Here is a 19,972-nt window from a genome sequence, read left to right on the forward strand (position 1 = left end):
TCACCGCTCGCGTCTCACTGGTCGCGGAAGCAGGCGATGTGGAACGAGCGCGCGGCCGGAGTGCCGTCCGGATCGAAGGTGCGCACCACCAGTTGGTTCGGCTCGTCGTTCAGGCCGACCGTGATCAGGCCAGGGGAGACCGGTTCCTTCAGCGCGCTGCCTATCGTGCCCGCGAAATTGGTCTTCGCCTCGCCCTGGAGCGGCACTCCCCAGCTGATGACATATTCGTTCGTCCCGTCGAATCGGCAGTCGTCCACCAGGAATCCCCGGGCGATCGAGCCGTCCGCCTTGATGACGCAGGCAAGTCTCTTTTCGAATTCAGCCATGCCTATCTCACCTCTGAGTTGGTCGTCTCATTACTGCCGTGCCGTTCTTTCCCGGCCGATCGCCGCGATAACCCCACGCGTCCTTCTGGCTCGCCGCGTTCAGCCGGAATTCTCCGCCTGTCCCGAGCTGGGATTCTCGCTTGGCGCGGAAGTCGCGTGCGCCCGGCGCGGCGGGGTGAAGACGTGCAGGTCCAGGATGGCGGGCAGGTCGGCGATTCCGGGACCGCCGGTGTCCACCCAGGCGGCGATGTCGTCGATGACCTGTTCGTCGAGGACGAATCCCAGCCAGACCGACCGCCCGCCGGCGGCCCTCCCCTCGGGCGACGGCGTGACGATGACGACGTTCGAGTGCGCGCAGGGGCCCAGGCAGTCGGCGACGACGCGAATGCGGAACGGCGGGGTCAGCTTCCGGCGGAGCCGATCCGGCTGGTCCTCGTGGTCGACGTCCGGATGTTTCTTCGCGGTGCCGCAGCAGCAGCCCCGGCACAGGGTGATGAGACAGCCGAGGCGCTCGGCCGTCGCGGAGGCGGCACGGCTCACCTGCCCACCTCCCGCCCGGCGCCGCACGCGATCGGCTCCCGCACCTTCAGTCGCGCCACCGTTGAACCCCCAGACGAAACGTGGATCTCACTCTAGGAAATCAGCCGCGGCCGCCTTCATTGCCATGCGTCCGGAAATCAAAACATCGGAAAGTCTTGTCGTGCGCTTCACGCCCGACGGGGGGGTCGAAGGCTATAGGGTGTCTTTGTTGTGCCTTTGCTCTGCCAGCGCACGATTTGGGGCAGACCCCCTTTCGACGTTCTCGGCAGAACGGAGAATCCAGATGACGAGACTTACATATGACACGCTCCAGGAAAAGGTCAGGCACCTGTCTCCGGAAGAGCGCGACGTGCTCGACTCGCCGTACACGATTTCGAACGAGCTGTACGCCGCCCTGCGGTCGGTGCTCCACGACGTGGGCGGCCAGACCGACCCTCCCGCGCCCTACCTCGAAAAGGGCGAAGAGGAGTGGGAGATGAACACCTACGTCACCTGCGAGTGTCTGGGCTGGCGTGGCGCGTGGAACTCCGAGGAGCGGCGCAGGCGCGAGAACGACCTGGGCGGGACCCAGTACTTCGGGTTGCCCTACTACGCCCGCTGGATCACGGTGGCCACGAAGTCGCTCGTGGACAAGCAGCTCATCACGGTCGACGAACTCGGCGAGAAGATCGACGAGATCCGCACCCGGATGGAGGGGAGCAGGTAAATGGCCACGCCGAAGTTCAACGTCGGTGACCAGGTCGTCATTCGCAACCAGACGAGCCTGTTCCACACCCGCACGCAGAAGTTCGCGCGCGGCCACGTGGGCGTCGTCACGGAGCACCGCCCCGAGTGGGCGATCCCGGAGGACGAGGCATTCGGCAAGATCGAGGACAGCCGGACGGAACCCTTCTACGTGGTGCGGTTCAAGCAGAAGGACCTCTGGCCGGACTACACCGGATTCGACGTCGACACGCTGGAGTCGGAGTTCTCGGAACGCTGGCTTGAGCCGGCGAATAAGGAGCAGTAATGAGTGGAAGCCACCACCACGATGGTCACGCCACCTTCCCGGTGGCGTCGACCGTCAGCGAGTTCGAGATCCTGGAGCTCGCGGTGCGGGAGCTGGCGATCGAGAAGGGGATCTTCTCCGCCGACGACCATCGCCGATTCTCCGAATGGGCCGACGGCGTCGGGCCACACGGAGGCTCGAAACTGGTCGCGAAGGCGTGGGTCGACCCGGGCTTCAAGCAGCGCCTGCTCGCCAACGGCACGGAGGCGTGCAAGGAGGTGGGCATCGACTGGCTCCAGCCGACGGGCACCGGGACCCCCAGTGACTACACCTTCTTCTACGTGCTGGAGAACACCCCTCAGTTGCACAACGTGATCGTGTGCACGCTGTGCTCCTGCTATCCGCGTCCGGTCCTCGGCATGTCTCCCGACTGGTACCGGACTCCGAGCTACCGGCGGCGGATGGTCCGGCGGCCTCGCGAGGTGCTCGCCGAGTTCGGGCTCCACCTGCCGCCGGACGTCGAGGTCCGCGTGCACGACTCCAACCAGAAGTCGCGGTTCATGGTCATGCCCATGCGTCCCGCGGGGACCGAGGGCTGGAGCGAGGAGCAGCTCGCCGAGATCGTCACCCGCGACACCATGATCGGTGTCGCCCTGCCCGCTCCGGGCCGGAAGACCGACGAGAGGGCGCAGGCTCTGGCGGGTGGAGGATGGCGATGAGCGACGGCAGCCGGCCGTACGGCGTGCTCATGGAGACCCTCGACGACATCGGCGAGCGGACCGACACCTCTCTGCGGTGCCTGGACCACGAAGTGGCCGTCTGGGAGTCGAGGATGCAGGTGACCTGCGAGTGCCTGTCCCAGCACGGCGCGCTCGACAACCTGGAGCGCAGGAACGCCGAGGACCGGCTGGGTGAGACCATCTACTCCAGGTTTCCGGTGCAGACCCGCTCCGCGCTGGTGGTGGCCCACTCGCTCATGGACAAGGAGCTCTTCACCGAGGCGGAGCTCCGGCGGAAGATGGAGGACGTCAGGGCACGCCTCAACGAGGAGTGACCCATGACGCGCGGCGGTCGTCATGATGCACCATGACGACCGCCCTTTTCGTGTGTGCACTAACTCGGCCCGGATCGGGCACGCAACGCGGCGAGGACGTGGGCGGCCGTTATCAGGCAACTGAAGATGGCCATGATCGTCAGCGCCCAGGGGAGCCCGAGCTTCAGAAGGCACACGGTGCCGACGAAGGCGCCGATGACGAGCGCGCCGATCTGGCCCGTCCGGCGGCCCGCCCGGGTGCGGGTGCCGGTCCCCAGCAGCGAATCGGCCGCCAGGTTGGTCAACGTGCCGGTGATCACCGTCGTGTTGATGTCGGTGATCTTGAGCCGGCGGATGACGGTGTTACGGGCGCCCATGGTGACCGCCAGGATGACGATCAGCGGGTACTGCCCGGCGACCGTCTTGACGGGCAGGTAGAACGCGGCCACGGCGGCGACCGCGTGCAGGGCCGATTCGGCGGGGAAGCCGATGAGGAGTCGGCGGCTGACGTCTGTCACTCTCGCGGTCAGCTGGCCCCCCATCGCGGCCCCCACGAAGAAGCTCACCAGCGAGATGAGCGTCGCGACGACCGACAACTGGGCCGCCCCGCCCGCGGCGAAGCCCATGATGAGCAGGTTCCCCGTCATGTTGCCCGCGAAGACCTGGGCGAGGGCCGTGTAGGCGATCGCGTCGACCATCCCGCTGATGACGGTGAGAGCGCCCCAGACGGGCCAGCCGAGAGTGCCGCTGCTCATCTCCGGCACCTCGCGTGCTGGATCGGGTCCCCGACGGTCACCTTGGCCCTCCGTCACTAGTGCCCTCACACAGCCGGTTTCCTTGAGCGCTCCTGCCGCAAGGTAGGCAACGGACCCATGTCCCGAACGCTGCGCTCGCCGTGTTTTGGGAAACCTTTCGGAGGATCAGCCCAAGACCGGGCGACTCGGGACTCGCCTCTCACTCGGCGCCGGATCCAGGTCCGGCCAGGAAATGTGGCTTTTTTCCGACAATCAGTCGAGACTGAACGGTGGACGGAACGAAGGACGACATAGGCCGATGGCGTCCGTTGGGGCTTGCTCGCAGGTCTGGCACGGACACGGCTCGGGATCCAGAGACCGCGGAGGTAGGAGACAGTGCGCCGTTCCTCCCCAGGGGCTCCGCACTCCGATGAACCGTGTGGCACCGGCTGCCGCCGGCAGGTCCGGCCGGGACCGCGCACCCTCCCGGCCCTGGTGGCGGAGGTCGTCGCGCGGCAGCCCGGCACGACCGCGGTCATCGGTGAGCACGAGACGACCTACGGCGAACTGGCGCGCGGGATCACGACCGTCGCGGCCCGGCTGGCCGCCGCCGGTGTCGAGCGAGGCGAGGTGGTCGCGCTCGCATCGGGCCGATCCGAACGCGCGCCCGCGCTCGCTCTCGGGATCATGCGGGCGGGCGCGGTGTACCTGCCGCTCGACCCCCTCTATCCAGCTCCGCTGCTGGCCCACATGATCGAATCGGCCTCGGTACGGACGCTGCTCGTCGACGAGGCGGCCGGAGGCCGATCGCCTGCCCTGGTCCATCCGGTGCATGCGGGGGACCGGCTGGAGCAGAGGACCAGGGACCGGCCCGAACAGGGCGCGGGAGATCGGCTGGTGTTGGACGCCTTGGACGTGCTCAAGCGCCCTCCGGCAGGGGAGGGCGGGCCGCTTCCCGAGCCCGTGCCGTGCGGCCCGGCCTACGTCATGTTCACCTCCGGCTCCACCGGCCTGCCCAAGGGCGTGCTGCTCGGACACGCGGGGCTGGCCGAGTACGCGCACGCGCTGCCGGCCGGGCTCGGCCTGAGCGGCGCGGACCGCTGTCTCGGGATCGCGCCGCTCGGCTTCTCCTCCTCGATCCGCGAGCTGCTCCTTCCCCTCGCCCGGGGGGCGACGGTCGTCGTGCCGGGCGAAGACCGGATCCGCCTGCCCTGGGGCGTGCCCGACCTCGTCCGCGCCCACCGGGTGACGCACCTGGACCTGACACCGTCGTACTGGCGGGCCGTGACGGACGCGATGCCGGCCGGCGAACTGGCCCCCGCGCTGTCATCGGTGCGCGGCCTGCTGTTCGCCAGCGAGCCCCTCGACGCCCGGCTGGCCCACCGCACCCGGCGGCTGCTGCCGAGGGCCACGGTCTGGAACATGTACGGCTGCACCGAGACCACCGGGATCGTCGCCGCCCACCGGGTCGACGGCAGGGAGCCGGCCGACTCCTTGGTGCCGGTCGGCACGTCCCTGGACCATGCGTCGATCAGCCTGCGGCCCGCCGCCGGCGATGCGCCGGGCTCTCCGGCCGGGGAGATCGTCGTCACCGGCAGGGGCATCGCGCTCGGGCACGTCGACGGCACCGATCTGGCCGGAGGGGTGAGGCAGGACAGTGGTTGCGCCGTCCGGCGCTGGGAGACCGGCGACCGGGCCACGTTCCGCGAGGACGTCCTGGTGTGGAGCGGGCGCGACGACCGCATGCGCAAGATCCGCGGGATGCGCGTGGTCCCGGAGACGGTCGAGCAGCACCTGCTCGCCCATCCCGGGATCTCCAACGCGGCCGTCGTCGGGGCCACCGAACGGGGAGTGGCGTGCGTCGTGGCCCGCGCTCCCGGTGTCGCGCGTCTGGACCCCCACCGGCTCATCGCCTGGCTGCGTGAGCGCCTGCCCGGCCACCTGGTGCCCGCCACGATCACCGTCATCGGCGACTGGCCCGTGCTGCCCAACGGCAAGACCGACCACCAACACCTGATCGCCCGCTACGGGCTCCACACTCCAGGAGCCGCCGTCCCCCAGTGAGGGAGCGAGATGTCGCCCATCGACACCCCGGACACCGAGCGTGAGATCCGTGCGCGCGTACGCGGTCTGTGGCTACGGCTCCTGCCGGACGGGCACAGCGGCGGCTTCACCGACTGCGGTGGCGACTCGCTCACCGCGCTACGGCTCATCGGCGCGGTGTACGGGGCCTGCGGGGTGCGCATGACCCTGGCCGACCTCGACACGGCGGCCGACATGGAGGACTTCGCCGCGCGCGTCGCCGCCACGGCAGCCGCCACGTCCGTCCGCACGTCCGCCCGTACGGCCGAACCGGCCTCGGCCGAGGCAGCGGACCTCCAGCGATGAGCGCCATCCTGCCTGGCCCGCTCACTCCGGAGGAGGCGGCTCTGTGGCGATACCAGCAGCGCCATCCGCTCGCCGCGACCTACAACATCTGCGTGGCGCTGGAGATCGAGGGCCCCGTCGACGCATCGGTGCTCCGGGCCGCGGCCGGTGCCGTCGTCCGCCGCCACCACAGGCTGCGCTCGGCCGTCCGCGACGAGGGCGGCAACCTGAGCTGGCAGGACGCCGTCGAGCCGGTCTGGCGGGTGAGCCCGGCCGCAGCATCCACTCCCCGGGCCTGGGTACGGGACGACGGCGCGGAGGCGGTGCGTGAGGAGGCGCGACGGGCGTTCTTCCCCGGTCAGGCGCTTCACCGGATGCTCTACTGGGACCTGGGCCCGGCGGGCGGGGTGCTTCAGCTCACGTTCCACCACTGCGTGTGCGACGGTTTGAGCATCCGGCTGGCGGTCCGGGAGATCATCGGCGCTTACCGGGACCTGGTCGAGCACCCGGTCACGGCGGCGCCCGGCCCGGCCGAGCTTCCGTACCGTCCGCTGGTCACAGCATCGGAGGCCACGCGCTTCTGGACGCCGCGCCTGACCCTGGCGAGGGAGCTTCCCGCGCTCGGCCCCGCCGATCCCCGGGCGACCGCCGACACGGGCGTCCTCCTGCGGCGGATCTGTGACGTCGACCTACGGGACACCGCCGAGCCACGGGCGAAGGCGGCGGGTGCCAGCATGTTCGCGCTGACGGTGAGCGGGCTGGCTGCGACCCTGGCGCGCTGGAGCGGCGACCCGCGGGTCGCCGTCGGCATCCCGATCAGCCACCGCACCCCCGCCGAGGACGGCCAGGTCAGCTACCGGGTCAGGACCCTGCCCGCCAGGATCGAGGTCGCGGCCGGCGACACGCTGGGGTCGCTGGCCGGCCGCGTGGGCCAGGAGCTCCGGGACGCGGCCATGCACGCCGACTGGGGCTCCGGCGCCGAGCTCGGTGACGCCATGGGCGGCGATTCGGTCGTCGCCGTCAACCTGCTGCAGCCGGCCGGGATGGTCACCCATCACCGGCCGCCGCCGACGGAGGTCGCGGGCCTGAGCTGGCGGCCCTACCTCCTGCACAACGGCACCGCCAAGTTCCTGCTGAACGTCTACGTCGCCTCCCGCGACGGCAGGCTGGCCCTGACCTTCGAGTGCCGGGCCGGCGGGCGCCCCCGGGAGGAGCTGGAATGGATCGCCGACCTCACCGCCGCGGCGGTGACGGAGGCGTTCACCTTGCCCGAGGACAGCTCCGCCGCTCGGGCAGGCGGCACCGCGACGGTCGTGCCCGGTTCGCCATCGCTGGGGGACGGCGGGGCCGCGCCAGGTGCGCAGCGGCAGGCGCCGACAGGGCAGAGCCCGAGCCGGCGGGTGGGCGATGGTCTGCTGGCCGAGGCGGCCAGGCATCCCGACGTCATCGCCGTAGTGGAGGACGGGCCCGGAGGGGCCAGGGCCGTCACCTACCGCGAGCTGGCCGAGGCGAGCGAGCAGGTGGCCGGACGGCTGGCCGCCGCCGGGATCGCCCCCGGTCAGGCGGTCGCGGTACGCCTCCCGCGCGGCGCCCCGCTGATCGCCGTGGCCCACGGCGTGCTGCTCGCCGGTGGCGTCCTGCTGCCGCTCGACCCCGAGCTCCGGCCGGGCCGCGCGGCGTACCTGCTGGGCGGCAGCAGGGCCGGGATTCTCGTCGAGGAGGACGAGACCGGCGGGCCGGCCGCCTGCACGGTGCTCGGACGGCCACTGCGCCTCGCCGCCGCGCGCCCCGAGACGCGACTCGCGGACGCGGCGCGGCGGATTCCGCTGGCCCGGCCGGATGATGCCGAGCGGGCTGCCTACGTCATGTACACGTCCGGATCGACGGGCCGCCCGAAAGGGGTCGCGGTCGGGCATGACGGGTTCGCCAACCGGTTGGAGTGGATGCGGCGCGCCTTCCCTCTCGGCCCCGGCGACGTGGTGCTGGCCAAGACCCCGCTGAGCTTCGACGTGTGCCTGTGGGAGCTGTTCTGGCCGGTCACGACGGGCGCGACCGTCGTGACCGCCCGGCACGGACGCCACGTGGACGCGGGCTACCTGTGCGACGTCATCGAGAGGTACGGCGTCACCGCCGTGCACTTCGTGCCCGCCATGCTGGGGGCCTTCCTCGACGCCGCCTCCGGCCGGCCCCTGCCCGGCCTGCGGCAGGTGTTCTCCAGTGGCGAGCGGTTGTCCCGGTCGCTGGCGGAGCGGGCCGGCCGACAGTTGGAGGCGCGGGTGCACAACCTGTACGGGCCCACGGAGGCGTCCATCGACGTCACCTGGTGGACCTTCGATCCCGATGACGGACGCTCGTTCGTGCCCATTGGCCGCCCCATCGACGGCATTCAGGTGCGTGTCCACGACGACGAGGGACGCGAGGTGCCGGCCGGTGTCACCGGAGAGATCGTCATCGAGGGGGTGGGCGTGGCCCTCGGCTACCTCGGCGACGGCACCGAGGACCACGGCCGGTTCCGCGCAGGCACGGCCACGGGGGAGCACGCCTACCGCACGGGCGATCTGGGCCGGTGGCGAGCCGGCGGGGTTCTGGAGTTCCTCGGCCGGCTCGACGACCAGGTGAAGATCAACGGCCAGCGGGTCGAACTGGAGGAGATCGACGCGGTGCTCGGCGAGCACCCGGAGGTCACGGCGGCGGGGGTGGTCTACCGCGCGGAGGCGCCGGGGCCGCGCCGCCTGCAGGCGTACGTGGTGCTCCGTGGCGAGGTCGCGGCAGAGGAGCTCCGCGCCCATGCCGCCGACCGGCTGCCGCGTTCCATGATCCCGACCCTGTTCACGGCGGTGGACCGGCTGCCGTACAGCACGGCGGGCAAGCTCACCCGCGGCGAGCTGGGCACCTTGAGCGGCCGGGACCTGCCGTGGGATGCCAGCGCGCGGCAGGAGGGGAGCGGCACGCCGCCCCACCGGTGGACGGTCGTGCACGCGGCGGTCGGCGAGCTGCTCGGCCTGGCGGAGGTCCCGCCCGACGTCGACCTGTTCCACCTGGGGGTCGACTCCATCAACGCGGTACGGCTGGTGGGACGGCTACGCCAGGCGGGCCTCGCGGTCGAGGTGGCCGACCTCTTCGAGACGCGAACCCTGCGCGCCCTGACGGCCCGCCTCCAGCCCGCTCCACCGGACCTCCAGGGGCCGAAGGCGACACCGCCGGATCTTCCGCACCTTCCAGGCCAGACAGGGTCGCCGATGGGCCTCGCCGGTGCGACGGCGCCGCCGGGGGACGAACGGTGGCGGGGGCACCGCGTCCAGCGAAGATTCCCCCTGTCCCGGCTCCAGACCGGGCTGGTCTATCACCGTGACGTGAGCGGCGACTACCTGACGTACCTCACGTCCTACGACCTCGCCGGAGAGGTGGACTCCGAGGTCCTGAGCGCGGCGCTGGGCGTGGCGGCGGTCCGTCACGAGGCCGTCCGCACCGCGTTCGACCTGGCAGCCGACGGCGGTCCGGCACAGGTCGTCGTCGCGCAGGTCACCCCCCGCCTCGTCGAGCACGACCTCACCGGCCTGACCGGACCCGATCAGGCCGGTGAGCTGAGCCGCTGGCGGGAGGAGGTGCGCCGGAGCCCGTTCGCGTGGGACTCCCCACCGCTGTTCGTCTTCCACCTGCACCGGCTGGCCCCCGATCGGGCCGTGCTGTCCATCGTCGAGCCGTTCCTGGACGGCTGGAGCGTGGCCGTGCTCGGACGCGACATCCTGGACGCCTACGAACGCGCCCTGTCGGCCCGCGACGGTCGCCCCCTGCCGATCACGGCGAGGGGAACGACCGATCCGATCCCCTCGTACGCCTCGTTCGTCGAGCTGGAACGGGCCGCCACCCGGGACGAGGCCGCGCTGGCCCACTGGCGCGGCGTCGTCGAGCGGACGGACACGGCCTGGCGGCTGGCTCTGGCGCCGGGCGAACCGGGCGAACCCGCCACCTGGCAGCGCCACGACCACGTGTTCGGCGAGGACGAACTGCTCGCGGTGCGCGAGGCGGCCAAGACTCTGGGAGTGTCGCTGCGCACCCTGATGTGGGCCGTCCACATGCGCACCGTCGCGCTCTTCACCGGGAGCCGGGTCACCGGATCGGCGATCATGGTGAACGGGCGGCCCGAGCTGCCCGGCGCCGAGGCCATGTGCGGGCTGTTCCTGAACATCATGCCGGTGGTCACCGAGCTCGGCCCGAGCACCACCTGGCGCGACCTGGTCGAGCAGGTGGTGACGGCCGAACGGCACTCCTGGCGGCACCGGCGCACCCCGTACGCGGCGCTGCGTGGTCTGGCGGCCGGGTTCGAGCCGTCGACCGTCTTCAACTACACCGAGTTCCACCTCTACCGCGAGCTGATCCAGGACGAGGGCCGTGCGCTCCGCCTCCGGGGCGTCACCGCGCTGGACCAGACCTACATGGACCTGACCGTGCAGTGTTCTCTGGACGCCACCGGCCGGCGGCTACGCGTCTCGGTGGACCACCGCGCGCCCGCCGTCACCCGGGCGGACGCGCGCCGCTTCCTCGCCTGCCTGGTGCACGCGGTCCGTACGGCGGCGCGGGACGTCGACGCGCTGGTCGAAGCCGACCGGCTGCCCCCCGCCGAACTGGCGCGCGTCGTCGCGGCCGGTCGCGGCCCGACCCGGAGCCGGCCGGCCGAACTGTCGCTGCCGCGCGTCGTGGAGAGGCACGCGGCCGCCCGTCCGGACGCCGTCGCGGTGGAGGACGCCACCGAGTCCTACACCTACGCCGAGCTGGCGGCCCTGAGCCGCCACTACGCGAGAGGCATCCGCCGCCACACCGCCGAACCGCACCCGGTCGTCGGCGTCCTGGCCCCTCGCTCGGCCCGATCGTGGGCCGCCGTGCTGGCCATCTGGCACGCCGGAGGCACCTACCTGCCGCTGTCGGACCGGCTCCCCGCCGAGCGGCTGGCCAGAATGACCGAACGGGGCGGCGTCCGGCTGGTGTTCACCGATCCCCGCCACGGCAGCGCCACGCTGCCCGGCTCCGTCCGTCCGCTCGACCTGGACGACCTCCCCAAGGAGGAAGGACCACCCGAGTCGCCGCGACCACTGGCCGAGTGCGCGTACATCCTTTTCACCTCCGGGTCCACCGGCAGCCCGCGAGGCGCCCGGATCGGGCCCGCCGCGATGGCGAACCACTGGTGGAGCAAGGTGGACCTGCTCGGCCTCGACGAAGAGTGCGTCGTGGGCCAGTCGGCTCCGGCCTCCTTCGACGTCTCTCTGTGGCAGTTCGCGGTGCCGTGGCTGGTCGGCGGCCGGGTCGTGGTGCTGGAGGACGACCTGCTGCTTGACCCTCCAGGCCTGTTCGGCAGGCTCGACGACCGGCGGGTGCGCGTGTACGAGACGACCCCGAGCCATCTGGCCACCCTGCTGGACGCCGCTGAAGGGCAGGCCCGGCCATGGCCACGGCCGAACGGCGTCCTCGACGTCCTGATGGTGACCGGCGAGGCCGTCAGCGCCGAGGTGTGCCGCCGCTGGCTGCGCGCGGGCGGCCCGCGGATCGTGAACGCCTACGGGCCGACGGAGTGCGCCGACGACATCACCCACATGGTGATCGACGATCCTGACATCACCGGTGGCGTGCCGATCGGCCGCCCCATCCCGAACATCGTCTGCCAGGTCACCGACGCGACCGGCCACCTGGTGCCGCTCGGCGTCGAGGGCGAGCTGCGTGTGCGCGGGGCCTGCCTGGGCCTGGGCTACCTCAACCCCGCCGACGAGGCCGGGCGGTTCCTGCGCGCGGACGCCGCGCCGCACCCGGTGGTGGCCTACCGCACCGGCGACCGCGTCCGTCTCACCGAGCAGCACACCCTGCTGTGGCTGGGTCGCGACGACGAGCAGGTCAAGGTACGCGGTCACCGCATCGAACCGGGCGACGTCGAGACGCACCTCCGGAGCCACCCCGGGGTGCGGGACGTGGCCGTCGTCGTCGTGCCGACCGGCGGTGGCCGCCTGCGGGCCGTCGTCGTCGCCCGCCCGTCCGGTGCGGACCGGACGACGCTGCTGGCTCACCTGTCCGAGCGTGTCCCCGCGTGGATGCTGCCCGACGAGATCGTCTTCGTCCCGGCGCTGCCACTCACGCCGCACGGCAAGCTCGACCGCCGCCCGCTGGCCGGGCCGGAGTACGCCCCGTCCGCCGTCCCGGTGCCCACCGCCCCCAGCGCCGAGTTCGCGGACCCCAGGGTCTTCGCCGACCTGGACGCGATCGTGGCCGGGGAATGGCAGAAGATCACCGGGAGCGCGCCGGAGCCCGGCAGCGACTTCTACGCCGAAGGCGGATCCTCGCTGGACAGCGTGCGCCTCGTCTCCCGCCTCGCGGCACGTCTCGGCCACCCGGTGACCGTGACCGACCTGCTCCGCGCTCCCGTCTACGCCGCCTTCGTCGGACGCCTGCGCCAGACCACGGGGCGAGCGGCACCGCGGGACGCCCCCGCCGCCCTCACCGGAGCCGTGACCCCCCGGACTGCCGGGCCGCTCTTCGGATCGCCCGCCGGACCGACGACCGGACCGACCACTGGACCGACCGGACCGACGACCGGACCGACCGCTGGGCCGCCGCCGGGGGCGACCGGGGTGCCGATCGAGAGACTGGCTGGGTGGCCGGTTGCCGGGCTGGTCGCGGCGGTGTTCTCTGACCCGGACGAGCTTCTCACCCTGGTCCCCAGCGGACGCCTGGACGCCGCCGCCGTCGGCTACCTAACCCGTGGCGCCCTGGAGCGCGGCGGGTTTAGCGCCGGAGACGTTCTCGGCCGGCTGGGCGAGCGTCCGGTGCTGCGCAGGATCCTGCGGACCCCGCTGGGAACCGTTGGCCACTACCTGCTGCCCATCCTGGCCGACGACCTCTTCGCGGACCCGGAGCGTCTTGCCGGGCTCGTCGGTCGCGCCGCCCGTCACGCTCGGCAGCACGGAGCGGTTCGCACCGCGCTGACCGGCCTGGTCGCCGCCGCCCTGGACTACGGCCGTGCGCTTCCCCCGGGCCTGCCCGAGGTGACCACTGGCCACGACGTGACGGCGGCGGCCGTGGTGCTCAACGTGGCACGGGCATTGGAGGAGACCGGCACCCGGCTGGCGGAGCACCGGGTGGCGGTCATCGGACTCGGCTCGGTCGGCGGCGCCGCCTGCCGGTTGCTGGTGTCCGTCCTCGGTCATCCCGCCGAGATCGTCCTGGTCGAGGCGCCCGCCGCCGGACAGCGCCTGCGCGACGCGTACGACGCGCTGCGTCAGTGCGGCTACCGCGGGCCGGTGCGCCGGGCCGTGTCCGCCCCGGACGGGGTCACCGACCAGGTGCGGGGAGCGAGCCTGCTGCTCGGCGCCGCCAGCGCCGCCGCGATTGTGGACGTGGACCGCCTGGCCGAGGGAACGATCGTGGTGGACGACTCCGCCCCGCACATGTTCGACGTCGCGGACGCGGCCCGGCAGGCCGATGCCGGCCGCCTGTACGTCACCGAGGGCGGCATGCTGCGCTGGCCGGAGCCGCTGCGGGAACTCCGCTGGATCCCGGCCGACCCGGTTCTCGCCGGGGCGCTCGCCGCGCTGCGCGCCTACCGTCCGGCCCCGGCGGTGTCGATGGGCTGCCTGGTCGCCGCCCTGCCTGAGCTGACCGGCGCCGAACGGGGCGTGATCGGACCTCCCTCACCGGCCCAGGTGGGCGAGGCGTGGCGACGGCTTCGTGACGCGGGCTTCCGGGGCGTCCCCATGATGCTGGAGGACACCCTGCTGCCGCCGTGGCGGCGGTGACGCCGGCCGGGAGCACGATGAGCAAGGGGTGGCGATCGTGGGTAAGGAAGGTCTCCCCCGGGGATGGTTGACTACCTCTTTGCCTCGTCGTACATTTCGTAATTAAGTCGTGACTTTGCGTGGAATGCCCAGCATGATCGCCACGCCGCGTACCCGGAGTCCGCGGGTCACGCCTCTGGGCGACGCCGTGGTCACCCGTCGATCGGAACACGCGCGATCTCGAAGGAGACCCCTCTTGGCACAGGTAGCCGTCCCCCAGTCACAGTCCCTTCCCCTGATCCCGCTGCGCTCGGTGCTCCCGTGGGCCGTGCTGGCCGGAGTCCTGTCGATCGTCATCATCTACTTCATCGGCGTCGAACAGGGCGCGCTCACCCTCATCAGCGGACAGACGGTGCACGAGTTCGTGCACGACGGCCGGCATCTGCTCGGGTTCCCTTGTCACTGACCGGAGGGCGGGCAACGCCATGGCGATGAGCGCCTTACTGGTACGAGGCATGCTCGCCGGGCTCGCGTCGGCCGCGTTCGCGCTGGTGTTCGCCTGGATCTTCGGCGAGCCCCAGGTGAACCTCGCCATCGGGTTCGAGGAGCAGCAGGCGGCCGTCGCGGAGGCGGCCCACGAACACGAGGTGGTCTCACGCACGATCCAGGAGACGCTCGGCCTGGCGGTCGGCATCGGGCTGTTCGGGGTGGCGCTGGGCGGGCTGTTCGCCGTCGCGTTCGCCATCGCGTACGGGCGGATCGGGTCGTTCGGCCCGCGCGCCACGGCGGCACTGGTGGCGGGCGGCGGGTTCGTCGCGGTCGCGCTGGTGCCGTTGCTGAAGTACCCCGCCAACCCGCCCGCCGTGGGCAACCCTGACACCGTCGGCACCCGGACGCTCCTGTTCTTCGCCCTGATGGCCATTTCAATAGCGATCATGGTCGTCTCGGTGCAGGTGGGGCAGCGGCTGGCCGCGCGGCTGGGCAACTGGAACGCGGCGCTGGCCGGCGGCGGGGTCTTCATCGCGCTCGTCGCGGCCGCCTACCTGATCCTGCCGTCGGTCAACGAAGGCTCCGCGAACTTCCCGGCCACGGTGCTGTGGGACTTCCGGGTGGCCTCCCTCGGCGTCCAGGCCGTGCTCTGGACCGGCCTCGGCCTGATCTTCGGCGCGCTCACCGAGCGGTCCCTGGCCTCCCGTTCGCGGGCCACTCCGATATCCGTGACGGGAGCCTGACCCGGCCGGCTGTCAGACCAGGGCGCGCACGATGGCGTAGCAGGCGGCGAAGGCGGCGAAGCCGAGCACCAGGCTGCCGACCGCGTTCACGGCGGCCTTGCCGTACGCGCCGTCCCGGATCAGGTGGACGGTGTCGAGCTCGAAGGTGCTGAACGTGGTCAGCGCGCCGCAGTAGCCGGTGCCGAGCAGTGCCTCCACCTCGGTGCCCGCTCCGCCCCCGTGCAGCGCGCCGAGGAAGCCCGCGCCCAGCAGGTTGACCACGAGCGTGCCCCACGGGAAGGCCCGGCCGGCCCGCTGCTTGACGTAGCGGTCCAGCGCGTACCGGGACATGGCCCCGAGCGCGCCGCCGATGAGCACCATGATGATCGCCATCTCACGTCGTCCTGTCCTTGTGGTGTGGGAGGTGCTTGCCGAGCATCAGCCCCGCCACCACGGCGATCCAGCCGATCACCACGCTGGCCACCGCGTAGCCGACGCCCAGCCCCCACCTGCCCGCGTCGCCCAGGTTGTGGATGCCGTCGATGAGGTGCGAGAACGTGGTGAAGCCGCCCAGGTAACCGGTCACGGCGAACGGCCGCACGAACGGCCGTGGCCTGCTCGCCAGCAGGTACGACGTCAGCAGGCCCATGAGGAAACAGCCGATCACGTTCACCGTGAAGGTGCCCCAGGGAAAGCCCGTCGGCGAGGCGGGGATCGCCGCGGTCAGCAGATAACGCGCCAGGGCGCCGACGGCGCCTCCGATGGCGATGTCCAGGAACACACCCGGCTGCCAGGCGGGCGCGCCGTGCGGGTGCAGCGCGACGGCCTCGGCGCGCTCGCGTCGTCCCAGATGCTCACCGCTGTTCATAGGAGCAGTCCCTCCTCGCAGGTCGGATACGGCGGGTCAGATAGGGCGGGTCAGATAGGCCGGGTCAGTGGTCAGATGCGGCGGTCCGGCGCGGGCACGCCTCTGAGCAGCCGGCGCACGACGTCCCAGGCCAGGTGCAGCGCTGCCGTGACCTCGGGGGAGCGGTCGCCGAGGATCCGGGCCCACGCCCCCCGTTCCCCGGGCAGCACGCCGGCGCCGGCCCGCAGCCCCGTCCCCGAGAGCGCGTCGTGCATGGCGTCGGCGAGCTCCCGCGCGGGCCTGGCGCCGCTGACGACGTAGAGGGAGGCCACGACGTCGAACCCGGCCAGCACGGCCGGGCCGGTCACCGCTCGCTCGGACGGCGCCAGTCGCATCGGATCGGCGAAGATCAGCCGCCCGTCGGGGCCACGCACCTCCAGGTCGGAGCAGTACGCGGCGTAGGCGTGCCGCTCGCCGCGCACCAGCCGGCCGCCCATGACGGTCTCGCCCAGCACGACGGTCGCGTCCGGATCCACGGTGACGCCGATCCGCTGGTAGTACCGCGAGTCCACGTACGGGATCGTGTGCCCCGGCAGGTACTCCAGGTAGCCGCCCGGTCCGACGGTGAGGTTCACCAGCTGGGAGGCGTAGTCCTGGTCCATCCGGTAGACGCGCGTGGCGGCCACGGTGGACAGGTGCACCGACGTGTCCGCGCCGCAGGTCACGTCGATGCGGTACCGGTCGCCCTGGATGACGCCGCCGCTGGACGACAGGAACATCGCGTACGGCATGTCCGGCCACTCGGGGTCGTAGTACAGCGGCCGGGTGGTGTGCAGAGGCGCCTTCTGGTAGAGGGCGGTCAGCTCGGTCCGGTCGCCGATCAGCTCGAAGGCCAGGTCGAGGATGCCGACCTTGCCGGGGCTGCCGACGGGCAGCATGTCCACGCCGGAGGCGTGGCGGGCGACCTGGGGGGGCAGCCAGGTCGCGGTGTAGCTGTCCGGGGCCAGCCGGTCGGGCGAGCCGCCGGACCGGCGCGCTAGTTCTGCGAGACCCACTCCGCCCCCTGACGAGCCTCGATGAAGTCGGCGACCTCGCCGACCCCGGTGCCGGTCAGGCAGTTGGTGAGGATGACGGGCCCGGTCCCGCGCACCGCGTGCGCGTCGCGTTCCATCACCGCCAGGTCGGTCCGTACGTACGGCGCGAGGTCGATCTTGTTGATGATCAGCAGGTCGGAGTCCGTCGTGCCGGGGCCACGCTTGCGCGGCATCTTCTCGCCCTCGGCGGTGTCCAGGACGAACACGTACACGTCGGCCAGCACCGGGCTGAAGGTCAGCGTCAGATTGTCGCCGCCGCTCTCGAAGAGCAGCATGTCGATGTCGGGGAAGCGGTCGAGCAGTTCGGCCGCCGCGGCGAGGTTCATCGTCGGGTCGTCGCGCACCGCGGTGTGCGGGCAGGCCCCGGTCTCGACGCCGACCACCCGCTCCGGGGCGAGGATGCCGGCCAGCGTGCGGCGGACGTGGTCGGCGTCCTCCTGGGTGTAGATGTCGTTGGTGATGACACCGGGTCTGCGCCCGTGCTCGATGAGGATGGGGATGAGCGCCTCGATGAGCGCGGTCTTGCCGGACCCGACGGGCCCGCCGACGCCGACCTTGAACACCGTTTCCAGTTCCATGTCGATCCCTTCAGGTGATGAACAGCCGGGCCGGCGCCCGCTCGTGGGCGGCGGAGACGGTGTCGGCGACGGGCACGCAGCCGTGCACGTCGCGCGGATCGTCGGCGTCCAGCGCCGCTCGGGCGACCCGCGCCAGGACCGGCCTGACCTCGCGCAGGATCGCCTGCGCCCGGCGGAAGTCGGTACGGCCCAGTCGCACCGCCGCGGCCGTGAAGCTCGCGGCGAACGCGTGCAGGTCACCGGCTACCGCGTTCGTCACCGGCACCCCGCCGCCCGCGTGCACCACCCCGATGACGACCGCGTGGTTGCCGGGTGTGACCTCGCACGCGACCAGGTCGGCGAGCCGGGCGGCGGTCGCCGAGCCGAGGGCGGAGACGGCCGTGGCCAGCACCTGTTTTCCGGTCCTCGTCGAGGCCGTGCGCGGTTCGCGGGCGAGCTTGATGGCGTGTAGCCGGCGGTCCACCTCCACCACCCGGTCCCAGTCGCCGGACTTGACCGCGCGGTGCGCGAGCACCAGGGCCGTCGCGTCTCCCGGGCCCACCGAGTTCTCCAGCAGGTCCGTCAGCAGGTCGGTCAGCGGATCGGTCAGCGGGTCCGTCGGCCGCCGGGCGCTCGGCTCGCCGGAGCCGATCAGCCCTTCCTGGACGTAGCCCTCCAAGCCGTGCGACAGCGTGTACAGCCCGCTGGGAAAACCCGAGTCCGTCAGCTGGAACTGGGCGAACAGTGGCTCCAGGCCACCGCGCGACAGGCTCATCGCATCTCCTTGCTCAAGCGATGAAGTAGAGCCGGTTGAGCGGGAGCTTGCGGGCCGGTTCGATGGTCATCAGCTCGCCGTTCAGGGTGACCTTGTAGGTTTCCGGGTCAACTCTGATGTCGCCGAGCGTCGAGTTGTACAGCATGTGCCGCTTGTCGACCGTACGGCACTGACGCACCGGCGCGATGATCCGTTCCAGCCCGAGCCGCTCGGGCACCTGACGCTGGATCCCCGCGTCGGACATGAAGGTGACGCAGGTCTTCTGCAGCGCCTTGCCGACGGCGGCGAACATCGGCCGGTAGTAGACCGGCTGCGGGGTGGGCAGCGACGCGTTCGGGTCGCCCATCTCCGCCCAGCTGATCAGCCCGCCCTTGACGACCATGAACGGCTTGGCGGCGAACGAGTGCATGGGCCACAGCACGATGTCCGCCAGCTTGCCGTCCTCGAGTGAGCCGATCGTGTCCGCCATGCCGCTGACGCGGGCCGGGTTGATGGTGACCTTGGACAGGAAGCGCAACACCCGGTAGTTGTCGTTGCGGGCGGAGTCCTCCGGCAGCGGGCCCCGCTGGTCCTTGCAGTGGTGGGCGATCTGGAAGGCCCGGGTGACCGACTCGCCGACCCGGCCCATGGCCTGGGAGTCGGAGCCGATGATGCTGATCATGCCCAGGTCGTGCAGCACCGTCTCCGCCGCGATGGTCTCGGCGCGGACCCGGCTCTCGGCGAAGGCGATGTCCTCGGGGACGTCGTAGCTGAGGTGGTGGCAGACCATCGTCATGTCCAGCAGCTCGTCCACCGAGTTGGCCGTGTAGGGCAGCGTCGGGTTGGTGGAGGCGGGCAGCACGTTGGGCTCACCGATCACGCGCAGGATGTCCGGGGCGTGGCCGCCGCCGGCTCCTTCGGAGTGGTAGGTGTGGATCGCGCGTCCGTTGATCGCGCTGATGGTGTCTTCGACGAACCCCGCCTCGTTCAGCGTGTCGGTGTGGATGTTGATCTGGATGTCGTGGGCGTCGGCCACCGACAGCGCGCAGTCGATGACCGCGGGCGTCGTGCCCCAGTCCTCGTGCACCTTCAGGCCGCAGGCGCCCGCGCGGAGCTGCTCCTCCAGAGGTGCGGGCAGGCTGCAGTTGCCCTTGCCGTAGACCCCGACGTTGATCGGGATGCCCTCGTAGGCCTGCAGGATGCGGCCGATGTTCCATGGGCCCGGCGTGCAGGTGGTGCCGCGGGTGCCGTCGGCGGGCCCGGTGCCGCCGCCGATCAAGGTGGTGATCCCGTTGCTCAGCGCGTGCTGCGCCTGCTGCGGGGAGATGAAGTGGACGTGGGTGTCGATGGCGCCCGCGGTGGCGATGAGGTTCTCGCCGGAGATCACCTCGGTGCCCGCGCCGACGATCAGCCGCCGGTCCACGCCGTTCTGCGTGTGTGGGTTGCCGGACTTGCCGACTCCTGCGATCCGCCCGTTCTTGATCCCGATGTCGGCCTTGATGATGCCGAGCATCGGGTCGATGATCACCACATTCGTGATCACCGTGTCGAGGGCGATCGTGGCGTTCTGCGAGCCCGGATCCGAGGACATGCCGTCTCGGGCGGTCTTGCCGCCGCCGTACTGGACCTCGTCGCCGTAGTGGCCCTCGGTGTAGTCCTTCTCCACCTCGACGACCAGGTTGGTGTCGCCCAGGTGGATCCGGTCGCCCACGGTGGGGCCGTACATGCTCGCATACCGCTTGCGGTCGATGCTGGTCATCGAGG

General features: G+C 71.6%; 18 protein-coding genes. 9 read left to right on the top strand and 9 right to left on the bottom strand.

Going from position 1 to position 19,972, the window contains the following annotated elements:
* Window positions 1-14: 14 nt before the first annotated feature.
* Together AB0I38_RS29600 and AB0I38_RS29605 are read right to left on the bottom strand one after the other, a co-directional pair.
* The gene (locus AB0I38_RS29600) at window positions 15-326 is read right to left on the bottom strand and encodes a hypothetical protein (protein ID WP_358484564.1); all 312 of its coding nucleotides are present in this window, start codon (window positions 324-326) and stop codon (window positions 15-17) included.
* Between the two features lie 99 nt (window positions 327-425).
* Window positions 426-866 (bottom strand): (2Fe-2S) ferredoxin domain-containing protein, encoded by a 441-nt coding sequence (locus AB0I38_RS29605; protein ID WP_358484570.1) that lies wholly within the window; start codon window positions 864-866, stop codon window positions 426-428.
* Window positions 867-1,149: 283 nt separating this feature from the next.
* Between AB0I38_RS29605 and AB0I38_RS29610 the strand changes: the two genes are divergently transcribed.
* The 4 genes from AB0I38_RS29610 to AB0I38_RS29625 are packed head-to-tail and all read left to right on the top strand — an operon-like array spanning window position 1,150 to window position 2,908.
* Window positions 1,150-1,572, top strand: coding sequence for a hypothetical protein (locus tag AB0I38_RS29610; protein ID WP_358484576.1), 423 nt, complete (start codon window positions 1,150-1,152; stop codon window positions 1,570-1,572).
* Complete coding sequence (locus AB0I38_RS29615; protein WP_358484592.1) at window positions 1,573-1,875, top strand: SH3-like domain-containing protein; 303 nt, start codon at window positions 1,573-1,575, stop codon at window positions 1,873-1,875.
* Window positions 1,875-2,573 carry a thiocyanate hydrolase subunit gamma gene (gene scnC / locus AB0I38_RS29620; RefSeq protein WP_358484604.1) on the top strand — a complete coding sequence of 233 codons (699 nt, stop codon included), beginning with the start codon at window positions 1,875-1,877 and terminating at the stop codon, window positions 2,571-2,573. The genes AB0I38_RS29615 and scnC overlap by 1 nt, the downstream gene beginning before the upstream one ends.
* Window positions 2,570-2,908, top strand: coding sequence for a ScnB (locus AB0I38_RS29625; RefSeq protein ID WP_358484612.1), 339 nt, complete (start codon window positions 2,570-2,572; stop codon window positions 2,906-2,908). Before scnC ends, AB0I38_RS29625 begins: the two co-directional genes overlap by 4 nt.
* A gap of 59 nt (window positions 2,909-2,967) precedes the next feature.
* On the opposite strand, the gene AB0I38_RS29630 is transcribed toward AB0I38_RS29625, so the two are convergent.
* Entirely contained in the window at window positions 2,968-3,642 is a 675-nt protein-coding gene (locus AB0I38_RS29630; protein ID WP_358484619.1) for a YoaK family protein, read from the bottom strand.
* Between the two features lie 474 nt (window positions 3,643-4,116).
* Between AB0I38_RS29630 and AB0I38_RS29635 the strand changes: the two genes are divergently transcribed.
* The 5 genes from AB0I38_RS29635 to AB0I38_RS29655 all read left to right on the top strand — a co-directional run bounded on the left by AB0I38_RS29635 (window position 4,117) and on the right by AB0I38_RS29655 (window position 14,977).
* Window positions 4,117-5,685 carry an AMP-binding protein gene (locus tag AB0I38_RS29635; protein ID WP_358484627.1) on the top strand — a complete coding sequence of 523 codons (1,569 nt, stop codon included), beginning with the start codon at window positions 4,117-4,119 and terminating at the stop codon, window positions 5,683-5,685.
* A gap of 9 nt (window positions 5,686-5,694) precedes the next feature.
* Window positions 5,695-6,009: an acyl carrier protein gene (locus AB0I38_RS29640; protein ID WP_358484633.1), complete on the top strand. Its 315-nt coding sequence runs from the start codon at window positions 5,695-5,697 to the stop codon at window positions 6,007-6,009.
* Window positions 6,006-13,766, top strand: a complete 7,761-nt coding sequence (locus AB0I38_RS29645) for an amino acid adenylation domain-containing protein (protein ID WP_358484640.1) — start codon at window positions 6,006-6,008, stop codon at window positions 13,764-13,766. The genes AB0I38_RS29640 and AB0I38_RS29645 overlap by 4 nt, the downstream gene beginning before the upstream one ends.
* A 235-nt stretch (window positions 13,767-14,001) precedes the next feature.
* Entirely contained in the window at window positions 14,002-14,211 is a 210-nt protein-coding gene (locus AB0I38_RS29650; protein WP_358484644.1) for a CbtB domain-containing protein, read from the top strand.
* Between the two features lie 25 nt (window positions 14,212-14,236).
* Window positions 14,237-14,977 carry a CbtA family protein gene (locus AB0I38_RS29655; protein WP_358484648.1) on the top strand — a complete coding sequence of 247 codons (741 nt, stop codon included), beginning with the start codon at window positions 14,237-14,239 and terminating at the stop codon, window positions 14,975-14,977.
* A gap of 12 nt (window positions 14,978-14,989) precedes the next feature.
* Here AB0I38_RS29655 and crcB (AB0I38_RS29660) read toward each other — a convergent pair whose 3' ends face one another.
* From crcB (AB0I38_RS29660) to ureC, 6 genes are all read right to left on the bottom strand, one after another.
* The gene (gene crcB / locus AB0I38_RS29660) at window positions 14,990-15,349 is read right to left on the bottom strand and encodes a fluoride efflux transporter CrcB (protein WP_358484667.1); all 360 of its coding nucleotides are present in this window, start codon (window positions 15,347-15,349) and stop codon (window positions 14,990-14,992) included.
* 1 nt (window position 15,350) lies between these two features.
* Entirely contained in the window at window positions 15,351-15,824 is a 474-nt protein-coding gene (gene crcB / locus AB0I38_RS29665; RefSeq protein WP_358484678.1) for a fluoride efflux transporter CrcB, read from the bottom strand.
* A gap of 71 nt (window positions 15,825-15,895) precedes the next feature.
* A complete protein-coding gene (locus AB0I38_RS29670; RefSeq protein WP_358484699.1) occupies window positions 15,896-16,858 on the bottom strand; it encodes an urease accessory protein UreD in 963 nt (320 codons plus the stop codon).
* Window positions 16,840-17,475, bottom strand: coding sequence for an urease accessory protein UreG (ureG, locus tag AB0I38_RS29675; RefSeq protein WP_358484720.1), 636 nt, complete (start codon window positions 17,473-17,475; stop codon window positions 16,840-16,842). The genes AB0I38_RS29670 and ureG overlap by 19 nt, the downstream gene beginning before the upstream one ends.
* A gap of 10 nt (window positions 17,476-17,485) precedes the next feature.
* The gene (locus tag AB0I38_RS29680) at window positions 17,486-18,229 is read right to left on the bottom strand and encodes an urease accessory protein UreF (RefSeq protein ID WP_358484740.1); all 744 of its coding nucleotides are present in this window, start codon (window positions 18,227-18,229) and stop codon (window positions 17,486-17,488) included.
* A 13-nt stretch (window positions 18,230-18,242) separates the two neighbouring features.
* A complete protein-coding gene (ureC, locus tag AB0I38_RS29685; protein ID WP_358484750.1) occupies window positions 18,243-19,967 on the bottom strand; it encodes an urease subunit alpha in 1,725 nt (574 codons plus the stop codon).
* Window positions 19,968-19,972: the final 5 nt, after the last annotated feature.

The sequence above is a fragment of the Nonomuraea cavernae genome (genome assembly GCF_040655715.1).
Taxonomy (GTDB): Bacteria; Actinomycetota; Actinomycetes; order Streptosporangiales; family Streptosporangiaceae; genus Nonomuraea; species Nonomuraea cavernae_A.

Bases quoted from the DNA above. Each gene is read 5' to 3' on its own strand.
- AB0I38_RS29600 (WP_358484564.1), bottom strand. From the start codon at position 326: ATGGCTGAATTCGAAAAGAGACTTGCCTGCGTCATCAAGGCGGACGGC.
- AB0I38_RS29610 (WP_358484576.1), top strand. From the start codon at position 1,150: ATGACGAGACTTACATATGACACGCTCCAGGAAAAGGTCAGGCACCTG.
- AB0I38_RS29615 (WP_358484592.1), top strand. From the start codon at position 1,573: ATGGCCACGCCGAAGTTCAACGTCGGTGACCAGGTCGTCATTCGCAAC.
- scnC (WP_358484604.1), top strand. From the start codon at position 1,875: ATGAGTGGAAGCCACCACCACGATGGTCACGCCACCTTCCCGGTGGCG.
- AB0I38_RS29625 (WP_358484612.1), top strand. From the start codon at position 2,570: ATGAGCGACGGCAGCCGGCCGTACGGCGTGCTCATGGAGACCCTCGAC.
- AB0I38_RS29630 (WP_358484619.1), bottom strand. From the start codon at position 3,642: ATGAGCAGCGGCACTCTCGGCTGGCCCGTCTGGGGCGCTCTCACCGTC.
- AB0I38_RS29640 (WP_358484633.1), top strand. From the start codon at position 5,695: ATGTCGCCCATCGACACCCCGGACACCGAGCGTGAGATCCGTGCGCGC.
- AB0I38_RS29645 (WP_358484640.1), top strand. From the start codon at position 6,006: ATGAGCGCCATCCTGCCTGGCCCGCTCACTCCGGAGGAGGCGGCTCTG.
- AB0I38_RS29655 (WP_358484648.1), top strand. From the start codon at position 14,237: ATGAGCGCCTTACTGGTACGAGGCATGCTCGCCGGGCTCGCGTCGGCC.
- crcB (WP_358484667.1), bottom strand. From the start codon at position 15,349: ATGGCGATCATCATGGTGCTCATCGGCGGCGCGCTCGGGGCCATGTCC.
- crcB (WP_358484678.1), bottom strand. From the start codon at position 15,824: ATGAACAGCGGTGAGCATCTGGGACGACGCGAGCGCGCCGAGGCCGTC.
- ureG (WP_358484720.1), bottom strand. From the start codon at position 17,475: ATGGAACTGGAAACGGTGTTCAAGGTCGGCGTCGGCGGGCCCGTCGGG.
- AB0I38_RS29680 (WP_358484740.1), bottom strand. From the start codon at position 18,229: ATGAGCCTGTCGCGCGGTGGCCTGGAGCCACTGTTCGCCCAGTTCCAG.
- ureC (WP_358484750.1), bottom strand. From the start codon at position 19,967: ATGACCAGCATCGACCGCAAGCGGTATGCGAGCATGTACGGCCCCACC.